Consider the following 12,427-nt stretch of genomic DNA (forward strand, 5'->3'; position numbering starts at 1 on the left):
ATGAGCCGAACCATTTCCAGCGCGGATCAAGACATAACAGGACGAAGCATGTACTCGCAACGGTTGTGCTGAAAGCGCCGCGAATCACCATCCGTCCCTTCATCACTGTGGCATGAAAGGCACGCGCAGGAAGCCGCTATGGGATGGACCTCTTCGCGAGTTCGGTGCTGGACCCGTCTTGCGCGGCCTCCAGAAGCGTATTCAAGCCAAGACCCCAGGACGAGATCGCCTTCAGGAACGGGAGCAAGGGTATGTCGAGGAGCTTTACCCGGTCGGGGGTGAAGATGTAGAGCGCCCCGGACATCGGCGCCGGGGCGCCAGGGACGAACACGAGAAGGCGTCCATCGGCAAACTCGTCCATCACCAGCGCTGGGCACTCGCCATCCTCAATCTTCGCGAGCGCCGGCCGCACGGCACGACCGCCCATCGGCGCTTCGCTGGCGAAGGCCTTCACCAGGCGATAGCCGGGCACCCGCTCGAACAGCATCGCTTCCAGCACACGGCGGGCGCGACGCCCGGTGGCCGATTGCACGACCAGCCCGATCAGGAGGCACAGCAGCACCAGCATAACCACCGCGACGATTGCCGGGTGGACATAGGTGCCGGCGAGAGGATCCGCGGCCTCCTGCAGCCGGTGAACGATGCCCAGGACGAGCAGCGCGATGGCACCGATCGGCAGAACCACCATCGCTCCATCAATGAACGCGCGTCGTAAGTTCTTCATGACGGGAACACCTGCGACCAGTCATCCCTCATCGAGAGCACGTGCCAACCGCGGCGCGCCGCATCGTTCAAACCGCGATCCAGCCGACCGACATTCGACTGCCGGTCATAGGCATACTCGCGCTCCGCATCGTCATGGTGGACGATCATGCCCAACCGCCGCCCTGACCCTTCGGTGATGTACTGCAACATCTCGTAGTCGCCGTCCGAGTTGCCGAAGGCAGCCTGCGGCAGCGTACCGAGGAAGCGCGAGATGCCGACCGGCTTGCCCGGCCCGTCATCATTCAGGTCGAGCTCGGGCAGGCGTACCAGGCGACCGTTCTCGAAGCGCATCTGCAGCGTCGTGCCGACCACATTTGCCGGCGGGATGCCGTAGGTGCGTCCCGTCCATGGCCGCATGAACTCGACCGTGCCGCCCGAGCAGATGCAGGTACGGAAACCGCGCGCGCGGAACAGCGACAGCACTTCCAGCATCGGTTGGTACACCAGCTGGGTATAGGGTCGGTCGAAGCGCGGGTGTCGGGCCTGCCTCAACCAGTCCTCGACCAGCACGTGGAACTCGTCAGGTGACATGCCGGCGTGGGTGACGCGGATGATCTCCAGCATCCCGCGCGTGCCCGCGCGCGCGATGCCGTCACGGTCGCCAGCCAGCACGCTGCGGAACGGCTCCTGCGCTTGCCATTCGGGGTGTTGCGGCGCGAGGGCCCGCACACGATCCAGTGCAAAGACGACCTGGGTGTAGAGAGGCTGTTCGACCCACAGCGTGCCGTCATTGTCGAATATCGCGAGCCGCTCGGCCTGCGGCACGAATGCCGGGCTGCCTTCTGTCGTTGTCGCTGCCAGAAAGTCGAGGATGGCGGTCCGTCGCGGTGAATCGCGCCAGGATGGCAAGGGATCGGTGCCGGTCTGCGACAGCGCCGCGCGCGTCGACAATGCTGCGAGCAGCAAGCCGCCGAGGCTGCGACGTGCCAGGGCGAATGCGTCATTCATGGCGTGTCTGCCTTCGTTCTCATCGAAGCCTCGGGGGTGCGCCGAAGCGTAGGGCGGGATTGAGCGGCGGCAAGTCCCGGCTGGCATCGGCGATGCGCCGGGTGTGGCGGGCATGTTCGACCCGGCGCGCCGCGCGCAGCAGCGCGGCACCCTGCCAGTCGGGCGCCTCCCCGGTGGAGAGGAAATGCCGCTCCAGCCCTGCCGCCTCACGCGCCAGGTCCGGCACGTCAGCGCGCGCGGCCAGCGCCGCGATCGTCTGTTCGCCGCCTCGCTGGTGGTGGCTGTCGGCCCACCGGTACAGCGCCCGCAGCGCCCCCCGCGCATCGCCACGGCCGCAGGCGCGGGCCAGGTCGCGCAGAGGCGATGCCACGCGATGCGTCAGCCGCCACCACAAGCCGAACGTGCCGGCAACCAGGAACGCCAGGAGGAGCATGCCGGCGGCAATGCGGCGCCAGGCGAGCACGGGATGGACGGGCGCGCCGTCCGTAGCCGTTGCGGGCACGACATCGAGATGCATCGGATCCACCGCGACTTGGCGCGTGCGGCCACTGCGCGGATCGAACCAACTGACCGCGAAGCCCGGCAACACCAGCGGACCGGGCCGCTGCGGCACGAAGGCGGCCCGTTCGCTGCGCAGGGCGTGGAGCACGCCACGGTCGCTGCGGTCCTGCAGCACGGGCGGGTCGGGATAGACCCGCACCCCTTCCGGCTGACCCCAGATCGCCGGCGGCAGCAGCATCGAGCCGGTGTCGTCGGCTTCCATGCGCAAGGTCCGAACGACCGCTTGGCCGACCTGTATCTGCGTCACGCTGCCCTCGGTCGCGGCCGCCATGCGAAAGGACGGCGCGACGATGAGCCGCCGCACATCCGGGACGTTCGGCGGTATGCGCACCTCGAGCGGTGCCGGGTTCGCGGTCGCCTCGGCCTCCACCGGCTGTCCATCCGGGCCGCCGACGCGAACCGCCATAGACAGCGGCGCGAGCACGAGGCTGCCGGTCTCGGCGGGAAAGATCGAGTAGCTACGCTCGATGGCGGCGTAGCTCTGGCCGTCGATGCGCTCGGTTCCGGGAACCGTCTGCACCTCTGGCAACGCGATGATGCGGCCCTGCGCGGCGGTGAGGTCGGGCCATGGCGGCGGCTCGACGAAGCGCACCGGCGTCATCGCCGTGACCGTCACGATGACGCGTTGCCCGACCCAGACCGGACCCGGCGGCGACACCGAGACGCGGAGCAGGAGCGGCGCTTGCTGCCGTGGCTGCGCCGCGGGTGGTGTCGGGGCCGCTTCCGTGCCCGTCCGGGTCGGGCCAGCGTCCTGCATCCAAGGCGGAGCGGGCGTCCGGTCCTGCGCATCGGCTGGCGCGGCAAGCAGCAGGCCGACGAGGATGAGACGACGCCTCATTGGCCCGCGGCCTGGCGCGCGAAGCGCTGGCGCAGGAAATCCGCGGGCGTGCCGCCGACGCGGCGCATCCACATGGATTGGATGTCCGCATCCGACAGGCCGCCCTGTTCCGCCCCCTGCTGGTGTTCCTGCTGCTGCGGGTTCGGCGGGCGTGGCTGGTCCTGGACGATCTGGTCGGGGTCCGGCGGCCGCTCATCCGGGTCGTTGGTCTGGTTTGCCTCCCGCTGCGCCTCCGCCGCCTGCTGCTGGAGCTGAAATGCTGCCGCGACAGCGCGGTTATCGGTCGCCTCGGCAAAACCGGGGCGAAGCTGCAGGGCACGGTCATAGGCCGGGATGGCGTCGTTCCAGCCCTGTGGGCGCATCATCAGCGCATTGCCGCGGTCGTAGGCCGCCTCGGCGGTGCCTGCCTGGGCAAAGGCATTGGCCGCACCCTCGTAGTCGCCGGCCGCATAGAGCGCGGCACCGCGCCGTACCGGGTCGGTGAACAGGGCGGCGGCGCGCGCCGGTTCGCCGCGGTTCATCAGCAGTTGCGCGCGCTGGTCCGACGTCAGCCACAACCGCCAGAACCAGCCAAGGTCGCCCTCCCCCGCCGCCATCGCAGGACGGCCGCCGAGCGCCAGCATCACCAGAACGACCGCGAGGAAACCACGCCGCGCGAACAGCCCCGCCACAGGCACCAGCAGCAGCGCCACCCATGGTCCCGCATCGCGCCAGCGCATCGCCGGGTCGTCGGTCGGCGCGAGCGCGAAATGCCGCTGCGCGCGCGCGACGATGGCATTCACGTCGGCCGCATCCGGCGTGGGCTCCACGACCCCCGCGCCCGGCGCGCCATCGAAGGGGCCATCGCCCGTGGCCAGGACCAGCACGCCATGGCGGCTGCCCTGCGCCGCCTGGCGGAAGGCGGCAGCCTCGGTGGCCGGTATGCCGGGGGTTACGAAAACGACAGTGCCCGCGCCTGGCTCGTCGGCCAGCATGGCGAAGGCGGAATTCCGCGCCTCGGCCGCCGCGCTCCCGTCGCGCGGCATCACCTGGGGCGACAACGCATCGAGATAGCTCTCGATCAGCCCCGGATCGTCGGTGGGCGGCAAGGCGGGATGGGCGCTGCCAGCATAGGCGATGAGCCCGGTTCGCGCGCCCGCCCGCGCGGCCACGAGGTCGCGTATCTTGCGCTTGCCGGCCGCCAGCGCCGGTTCGCCCGCCCGTGACAGATCCAGCGCCACAACCATCGGCGCGCGGTCGGTGACGAAAGGATTGGGCTCGCGCCGCCAGCTCGGCCCTGCGAGCGCGATCGCGAGCAGGGGGAACAGGATGGCCGCGACCACCGCCGGACGCAGTCGCGCGCGCGTTCCATCCGCGATCAGCAGAGCGTCCAGTAGATGGGGCGCAACCACGCCGCGCCAGCCGCCGGCATCGCGCTGCCGCGCGCGTTCCAGCATCAACGCCGCCGGCGCCGCCAGCACCAGCAGCAGCCACCAGGGCCGCAGGAAATGGAAGGCGGCGAGCGCGTCGGTCATGACGCCCGCCGACGCAGAGCGCGCAGATCGGGCAGCAGCAGAAGCAGGACGGCGATGACCGCGAAGCCGCCAAGCGGCCACATGAATATCGGCGTGCGTGGTCGCCAGGACTGCGTCGGCGCCTCGCTCGCCTCCATCGCGTCGATACGCCGGTAGATCGCGGCGAGCGCGGCGGGGTCTGCCGCATGGAAATGCGCGCCGCCCGCTGCCTTGGCGATGGCCTCGAGCGCCGGGATATCAAGTGCCGCTTCCCCTGTCGCCGCGGGGTCGCCGAGCGAGATCGTGTAGATCTTCACGCCGAGCCTCGCCGCGATCTCGGCGGCGCGCTGCGGCGGCACGCGGCTGCCGGTGTCGTTGCCATCGGTCAGCAGGATCATCAGCCGGCCCTGCACCTGCCCGCGCTCGAAGGTCCGGGCCGCGAGGCCGATGGCATCGCCGATCATCGTCTGCGGCCCAGCCATGCGCGGCGTCGTCTCGTCCAGCAACGACAGCAGCACACGGTGATCATGGGTGAAGGGGGCCAGCACGAAGGCCGCCGTGCCGAAGACGATCAGACCCAGCCGATCATCCTTGCGGCGGGCAATGAAGTCCTTGAGCACGGTGCGGGCGGCATCGAGACGGCTGACCATCGCCCCGCCCGGTTCCGCCATGTCCTGCGTTTCCATCGAGCCCGACAGGTCGAGCGCCAGCAGCACGTCCCGCCCGCCGATCTGCCGCGTGACGGGCGGTTCGATCCGCACCGGCGCGGCTGCCGCCAAGACCAGCAGCAACCATGCCAGCGCGCCCAACAGGAGGCGCCAGGGGCTGGGTCGCGGCGCTTCCGGCGGCGGCGCGCCGTTGCCGGCGAGCCGCGTCAGGAACGGCATGCGCAGCGCGACGCTGCGTTCCCGGTAGGCCGGCAACAGGTACCGCAGGAACAGCGGCAGGGGCAGCAGCAACAGCGCCCAGGCGTGGTCAAGCGCGAGGGTCATGGAACCGGATCCAACGCGCAGCCGCGTCGCGCGCGCCGTCGGGGGGCGTCGCGTAGGCCATGCGCGCGATGCCTTCGGCCATCGCGGCGTCCAGGCGCGCGCGGGGCGCCGTGCGACGCAGGAACGCGGCCCAGTCGCTGCCTGCCAGCGCCGCGACGTCAGCGCGCGGCCAGGCGGCGAGCGCGGTGCGCTTGAGCAGCGCGGCCACTTCGGCAGGCGCTTCCGCCGCCCGCCATTCGCGCAGCGCCTGTCGGCGATAGGCATTCCGTCGCCAGTGCCGCCAACAACGCCAGCACAGCAACAGCGCCAACAGGCCGATCATCGCGAACAGCACGTACCACGCCGTCGTCCCCGGCCAGAACGACACCGGCGGCGGCAGGATGAGGCCGTGCATCGCCTCGCGCGATGGCGCCGCCGGGTTCATGGCCCGTTCCGCCGTGGCGCCGCCGCAGCGCCCAGCATCCGCCGCAACTGCGGCGCGGCCTGTTCCTCCGTACCGATCGGCAGCAGCGGCAGTTGCACCCGCAGCCCGGCGCGCTTCAGGTCCGTCACGCGTCGCTCGTGCTGCTCCGGCACCTTCGCGCCAAGGCCGCCCTGGCCAGGGTCCAGCACGCCGACGCGGCGGCCATCGGTCGCCACGCCACGCCACGGCGCGGCCGGCAGTGCGCGCTCCAGGGGATCGGACACCGCGATCGCCACCACGTCATTGTGGCGTGTCATCATGCCGAGCATTGCCTCGCTCTGCGCATGGGCCGCCTGCAGGTCGCTGACCAGCAGGATGAGCCAGTCATGGCCGACCATCGCCTGCGCCGCGCGAAGGGCGGCGTTCAGCGGGTCGGGCGAGAGCGGCCGCGGCGGGGCGGCAGCCAGCGCGGCAGCGCGCCGCGCGATCGCGCCGAGGATGCGCATCACTCCATCACGGCTGCGATGCGGCCGATGTTCCTCATGCCCGTCATCGCCGAACAGCACGGCGCCGATGCGGTCACCCGCCTGCAAGCCGCGCCAGGCCGCGAGCGCCGCGGATTGCGCGATCACCGCGGTCTTGGTCGCGTGCCGCGTACCGAAGAAGGTGGCGGAGGTCAGGTTGACCACCAGCAGCGTCGGGCGGTCCCGCTCCTCGGTGAAGACGCGCGTCTGGGTGCGGCCGGTGCGCGCGCTGGCGCGCCAGTCGATCATGCGGACATCGTCGCCGGGGCGATAGGCGCGGATCTCCTCGAACGCCAACCCGCGGCCACGGATGCGTGAGGCGCGACGCCCCGCCAGCAGGCTCGTCACCGGCTGGCTGTGCAGGAAGGAGAAACCGCGCGCCTCGTGCTGGAGGCGGATGAGGCTTTCCAGCGTCGGGACGATCCGCGCGTCCATCACGCCACGGCGGTCAGCGAGATCAATCGTTCGACCGCAGCATCGGCGGTGATGCGGTCGGCATTCGCCTCATAGGACAGGATCAGCCGGTGGCGCAGCACGTCGGGCGCGATGGCGCGGACGTCGTCCGGCGAGACGTGATCCTGCCCGGCGAGCCAGGCGTGGGCACGCGCCGCGCGGTCGATGGCGATGGAGGCGCGCGGGCTGGCGCCGACCTCGATCCAGGTGCCGAGATCCTTGTCGAGTGCCGCCGCATCGCGCGTGCCGCAGACCAGCGCGACGATATAGTCCTCGATCGCCTCGGCGACCGTGAGGCGCGACATTGCGGCGCGGGCGTCGAACACGGCCTGCTGCGGGATGGGCGCGGGCGCGTCGGGCGCGGCGCCGTGCTTCGCCTGTTCCTCACCGCGGACAAGGCGCAGGATCGCGCGTTCATCCGCTGCCGGCGGGTAGTCCACGGCGATCTTCATCAGGAAGCGATCGAGCTGCGCCTCCGGCAGGGGATAGGTGCCTTCCTGCTCGATCGGGTTCTGCGTCGCCATCACCAGGAACAGGTCGGGCAGTTTGTGCGTCGTGCCGGCAACGGTGACCTGGCGTTCCTCCATCGCTTCCAGCAGCGCGGATTGCACCTTGGCCGGCGCGCGATTGATCTCGTCCACCAGCACGATGTTGCCGAAGACCGGGCCCTGTTCGAAGCGGAACTCGCCGGTCTTCTGCTCGTAGATCTCGCTGCCCACGACGTCGGAGGGCAGCAGGTCAGGGGTGAACTGGATGCGCCGGAACCGCGCATCCAGATTCTTCGCCAGCGCCTTGACCGAGCGTGTCTTGGCGACGCCCGGCAGGCCCTCGACCAGCACGTTGCCGTCGGCCAGCAGGGCGATGAGCAGGCGCTCGATCACCCTGTCCTGGCCAATGATGGCCTGGCCCATGCGGGCGCGCAGCTCGGCGAAGGCTGCGCGTGGGTCGGCGACGGGCATCAGCCGCCGCCGGCGGCCGCCCCTTCCATCTGCCGCAGGATGCCATCCAGGTTGAAACTGTCCGGCCGCTGCCGTGGCGGGAACTCGCGGAAGGTCTCGAGGAACTGCCGCGCCATCGCCTGCGCAGGCACCAGCAGATAGACGCGGCTCATGAACCAGTCATTGTAGGTGTTGCTGCTCTCGTCCGCGCGCTCGTAGGGGTCCATGCGCAGGTCGAACAGCTTGGGCACGCGCAGATTGGTGAAGGGTTCACGCCACACGCCGAAGCCGACGCCACGGTTTTCCATAAAGACGACCTTCCAGCGTTCGTAGCGCATCGCCACCATCTGGCCGTCATCGTTGAAGTAGTAGAATTCCTTGCGCGGCCCTTCCTGCGTCTGGCCGGTGATCAGCGGCAGCTGGTTGTAGCCGTCGAGATGCACCTTGTAGGTGCGCCCGCCCACCGCGAAGCCCTGCAGCAGCTTCTGCTTGATGTCCGTATCGCCCGCGGCGGCCACCAGCGTGGGGAACCAGTCGAGATTGGACACGACCTGGTTGGACACGCTGCCCGGCTGCACGCGCCCCGGCCACTTGATGGCGAAGGGTACGCGATACGCCCCTTCCCAGTTGCTGTTCTTCTCGCTGCGGAAGGGCGTCACCGCCGCATCCGGCCAGGAGTTGAAGTGCGGGCCGTTGTCGGTGCCGTAGATGACGATGGTGTTGTCGGCGATGCCGAGGTCGTCGATCTTCTGCAGGATCTTCCCCACCCATTCGTCGTGCTGGAGCATGCCGTCGGCGTACTCGTTCAGCCCGGATCGGCCGCGGAAGTTCGGCGGCACATGGGTGCGGAAGTGCATCCGCGTGGAGTTCATCCATACGAACATCGGCTTGTTCGCCGCCTTCTGGCGATCCATGAAGTCCATGCCGGCGGCGAGGAACTCGTCATCGATCGTCTGCATGCGCTGGCGCGTCAGCGGGCCGGTATTCTCGATGCGACCGTCGGCAAAGGACTTGATGACGCCGCGCGGACCGAAGCGGCGGCGGAACTCCGGGTTGCGCGGGTAATCCTCGTTCTCCGGCTCCTCCTCGGCATTCAGGTGATAGAGGTTGCCGAAGAACTCGTCGAAGCCGTGCGCGGTCGGCAGGTGCTCGTCGCGGTCGCCCAGGTGGTTCTTGCCGAACTGCCCGGTCGCGTAGCCCATCCCCTTCAGGATGGTCGCGATGGTCGGGTCTTCCGCCTGCATGCCGGCGGCGGCACCCGGCAGGCCGACCTTCGACAGTCCGGTGCGCGCGGTGCACTGGCCCGTGATGAAGGCGGACCGGCCGGCGGTGCAGGATTGCTCGGCGTAGTAGTCGGTGAAGGCCATGCCCTCGTTGAAGACGCGATCGATATTGGGCGTGCGGTAGCCCATCAGGCCACGCGACCAGTAGCTGATGTTCGACTGCCCGACATCGTCGCCCCAGATGACGATGATGTTGGGCTGCCGGGCGGCCGCGGCTGGCGCCGCCGGCGCCTGTGCCGGAGCGGCCGGGGCTGCCGGCGGTGTCGCGGGGCGCGTCTGCGCCTGCGCCTGCGCCATCTGCGTGCCGGCGCCGAGCGAGGCCGCCCCGCCGAGCAGCATGTTGCGCCGGTTCACTCGGCTTGCTGTGTCACGCTCGTTCATGCTGGCTCTCCTGGATGGGCCGTGTGTCGCGTCACGCAGCGGAAGCCGATATGGCTCATGCCGCTGTCGATCATCTGTGCGTGCCGTGCCGCCGGGCGGTAGCGCCGGCAATAGGATGGCGCGCAGAGGAAGGACCCACCCTTCACCACCTTGCGCGGGATGCGGATGGTCGGCTGGGCAGGGTCGTAGCTGGCTTCGATCGCCGCGGCGCGGCCGCCGCCGCAGCATGCCGGCGCCGTTGCATCCGGCTGATGGCGCGGGGCGAACCAATCCGTGGTCCACTCCCAGACATTGCCGCACATCTCGTACAGGCCGTAACCATTCGGCGGGAAGCTGCGCACGGGGCAGGTGCGGTCGAACCCGTCCGTGGCGAAGTTGCGCCATGGGAAAGGGCCCTGCCAGGTGTTCGCCATGTGCACGCCGCCCGGGGCGAGTTCCGCGCCCCAGGCGAATTCGGCGCCGTCGAGACCACCGCGCGCGGCGTATTCCCACTCGGCCTCGGTCGGCAGAGACTTACCGGCCCAGGACGCGAAGGCCTCGGCATCGCGATAGGCGACTTGCACGACGGGATGATCCTCGCGCCCGGCGATGTCGCTGCCGCCACCTTCCGGCCGGCGCCAGCAGGCGCCGGGCACCCAACGCCACCAGTTGCGAAAGTCAGACGTATCGACCGGCCCATCGGTCATATGGAAGACAAGGCCGCCAGGCTGAAGCATGTCGCGCATCGCGCCCGGGTACATCGCTGGATCCAGCGGCTCCTCGGCGACGGTCACGTAGCCGGTGGCCTCGATGAAGGCCGCGAACTCGCCATTCGTGACGCAGGTATCATCCATCACCAGCGCCGCAACCTCAGTCGGGTGGGCGGGCCGCTCTTCTGCGTAGTGACGATCAGAGCCCATCAAGAACGTGCCGCCGCAAATTCCGATGGGCACAGGGCGGTGATCGCTGGCGAGGCTATCCACTGCTCCATCCTACCAGTCGCGGATGACCCACTGAGCGCGCATGATGTCTGGGGCGCACGACAGATGCAACCACGCGTTGTTTTGTTTCGTGCGCGGCCGACGCCCGTCTGGGTTGGCCAAACCTGCTGGTCCCCGGACGCCGGCGGTGCGGTACGAGTGAGGCCGTCTCGCTTCCGATCTAACTGATGGCGGATCCTCTTTCGCGATAGGGAGTTAGGGTTGTTCGCGGGGAGCCGGGCGCTACTGACCTGGCCGAATGAGCGCGACAAGTACGCTACGGAAATCGCGCGGCCACCAAGGTTGCGAGCCGCGCGTCTCTGGATGCGACCTCCCGCAGCGTGTCTTTTTGGCCCCGGAGCCGAATGACCCCGTCATCCCGGAACACCGGCACGTTCCGGGTATGGAGCGGTCGGGTCGGGCCGCGCAGGTCGTCCGTCCCCGCCACGATGCTGACCAGGCTCCGCTCCCAGGGCTGCCACAGCAGGCCCTCGGGCATGTCGAGGTAGTCGGCGATTTGCGCACGCGCCGTCACCGGCAGCGCCTTAGGCCGCCAAAAATATCCAACAGGTGGAGAAGCCGGCTTCGCGGACAACAATCGACAACGCGCAAGCCACAACTGGCAAAGGACAACCCTCGGAACTCCGGGAACAATCAACACGCCCTGCCATCAAGGCATGCCGGGAACAACGAGGTAGCCACCGCAGGAGCCGGGCAAGCTCCTTGCCGGTCGATGTTGGAGACGGCCGATCGCCGTTCCTTCCGCTAGCTTTGGCTTCTCCACCGCCCTGCACCGACGTACGCCCAAACTGGAAGGGCCGCCGGGCAAGCTCGTCAGGACGCGATTCGTGCTTCCTTCAGCGTCTCAACGGTCACCGGATCGAGGACGATCCGCGTGTTGAGATTGATAGCCGCCACCGCATCGGCGATGTCAGCGCGCTCCCGACGAGCCGCCGCCTTCTTCTCGGCGATATGCTCGTACCGGAGCGTGTCCACCAAGGGCAGCGAGACGGTCTCGCTGCCATAGAGGTCATGGCCCGAGGCGACGCGCTGCTTCGACATGGTGATGTCCGAAACCATGATGGCAAGTGTCTCGGCCGCGTCCTGCCCCTTGCCGGCCTTCTCGGTGACGACCGTGAGCTTCTTCTCGATCGCCTCCAGCCGTGCCCGGCGGGTCAGCAGGTCGTCAAGGCCGCTCTGAGCATTGGCGGCGCCGATCCGGCCACGGATGGCGTAGTGCGCAGCCAGCAGGGCCTCGAACTTCTCCATCGCGTCATCGAAGGCCTGCATCGCGCGTCCCGCCGCGGCGACCGGATCAGGGGCGTGAATAGAGATGGACGCCTTCGGCTCGAGGTTGAATTCATTCGCCGCATCCAATGCGGCGCGGGCCAGATCGGCGGCCCGCTTGAGAGTGACTTCCATGGTGGCGATCCTGACGACGAAGATGCGGGACAGTCCTTTCCCGAAGACGCCGAGCAGCGGCATCGTCAGCCGCTCCGCGCGGTGGGAAAGGTCCAGCGTCTGACGCGGCCGGGCTACGGCAGCGTTCGGTCTCTTGGGTGCAGCTCAGAGGCCCGCGAATGTGTTGTGCGGAAGCGCGCGGAGAGCAGCAGCGACATTCACCAGCGGCCCTCCTTCAGAGCTCGGATCGCCACTCGATTGCGGCGAGGGGCGGGCGGATATCACCGGGAACTGCCTGAGGTCAACAGAATCCGTCACCATGGACCGACGGGTTGACCGTCAGGGCTGACACCGACTCGAATGCCGCGGCACTGCAGCTTGTGATTGAAATGGACGTCGCATTGGCGGCCGTCAACGCAGAGGATCACGGGCTGCGAAGACAGTTCGGACGACAGCACCGCGCGCATTGGACCCTCTCACCAGGTGGG

At 69.0% G+C, this 12,427-nt stretch carries 12 protein-coding genes; all 12 read right to left on the reverse strand.

Translation table 11 applies throughout. From position 1 onward, the window contains the following. Positions 1-136: 136 nt before the first annotated feature. Positions 137-685, reverse strand: a complete 549-nt coding sequence (locus GXW78_RS08125; RefSeq protein WP_211867713.1) for a DUF502 domain-containing protein — start codon at positions 683-685, stop codon at positions 137-139. A 35-nt stretch (positions 686-720) separates the two neighbouring features. After that, positions 721-1,713 carry an HAD family hydrolase gene (locus tag GXW78_RS08130; RefSeq protein WP_211867715.1) on the reverse strand — a complete coding sequence of 331 codons (993 nt, stop codon included), beginning with the start codon at positions 1,711-1,713 and terminating at the stop codon, positions 721-723. Positions 1,714-1,732: 19 nt separating this feature from the next. Further along, the gene (locus GXW78_RS08135; protein WP_211867717.1) at positions 1,733-3,112 is read right to left on the reverse strand and encodes a BatD family protein; all 1,380 of its coding nucleotides are present in this window, start codon (positions 3,110-3,112) and stop codon (positions 1,733-1,735) included. Next, positions 3,109-4,626, reverse strand: a complete 1,518-nt coding sequence (locus GXW78_RS08140) for a VWA domain-containing protein (RefSeq protein WP_211867719.1) — start codon at positions 4,624-4,626, stop codon at positions 3,109-3,111. The genes GXW78_RS08135 and GXW78_RS08140 overlap by 4 nt, the downstream gene beginning before the upstream one ends. Further along, the gene (locus tag GXW78_RS08145; RefSeq protein ID WP_211867721.1) at positions 4,623-5,597 is read right to left on the reverse strand and encodes a VWA domain-containing protein; all 975 of its coding nucleotides are present in this window, start codon (positions 5,595-5,597) and stop codon (positions 4,623-4,625) included. The genes GXW78_RS08140 and GXW78_RS08145 overlap by 4 nt, the downstream gene beginning before the upstream one ends. Further along, complete coding sequence (locus GXW78_RS08150) at positions 5,581-6,021, reverse strand: DUF4381 domain-containing protein (protein ID WP_211867723.1); 441 nt, start codon at positions 6,019-6,021, stop codon at positions 5,581-5,583. Before GXW78_RS08150 ends, GXW78_RS08145 begins: the two co-directional genes overlap by 17 nt. Further along, on the reverse strand, positions 6,018-6,959 hold the full coding sequence (locus GXW78_RS08155) for a DUF58 domain-containing protein (protein WP_246521980.1): 942 nt from the start codon (positions 6,957-6,959) through the stop codon (positions 6,018-6,020). Before GXW78_RS08155 ends, GXW78_RS08150 begins: the two co-directional genes overlap by 4 nt. Beyond that, positions 6,959-7,936, reverse strand: coding sequence for an AAA family ATPase (locus GXW78_RS08160; protein ID WP_211867727.1), 978 nt, complete (start codon positions 7,934-7,936; stop codon positions 6,959-6,961). The genes GXW78_RS08155 and GXW78_RS08160 overlap by 1 nt, the downstream gene beginning before the upstream one ends. After that, positions 7,936-9,579 (reverse strand): arylsulfatase, encoded by a 1,644-nt coding sequence (locus GXW78_RS08165; protein ID WP_246521967.1) that lies wholly within the window; start codon positions 9,577-9,579, stop codon positions 7,936-7,938. Before GXW78_RS08165 ends, GXW78_RS08160 begins: the two co-directional genes overlap by 1 nt. Further along, positions 9,576-10,541 (reverse strand): formylglycine-generating enzyme family protein, encoded by a 966-nt coding sequence (locus tag GXW78_RS08170; RefSeq protein WP_338147706.1) that lies wholly within the window; start codon positions 10,539-10,541, stop codon positions 9,576-9,578. The genes GXW78_RS08165 and GXW78_RS08170 overlap by 4 nt, the downstream gene beginning before the upstream one ends. A 274-nt stretch (positions 10,542-10,815) precedes the next feature. Next, positions 10,816-11,073, reverse strand: coding sequence for a hypothetical protein (locus tag GXW78_RS08175; protein ID WP_211867731.1), 258 nt, complete (start codon positions 11,071-11,073; stop codon positions 10,816-10,818). A 299-nt stretch (positions 11,074-11,372) separates the two neighbouring features. Further along, positions 11,373-12,023, reverse strand: coding sequence for a hypothetical protein (locus tag GXW78_RS08180; RefSeq protein WP_211867733.1), 651 nt, complete (start codon positions 12,021-12,023; stop codon positions 11,373-11,375). Between the last annotated feature and the right edge of the window lie 404 nt (positions 12,024-12,427).

The organism is Neoroseomonas terrae, from assembly GCF_018129025.1.
Classification (GTDB): Bacteria; Pseudomonadota; Alphaproteobacteria; order Acetobacterales; family Acetobacteraceae; genus Neoroseomonas; species Neoroseomonas terrae.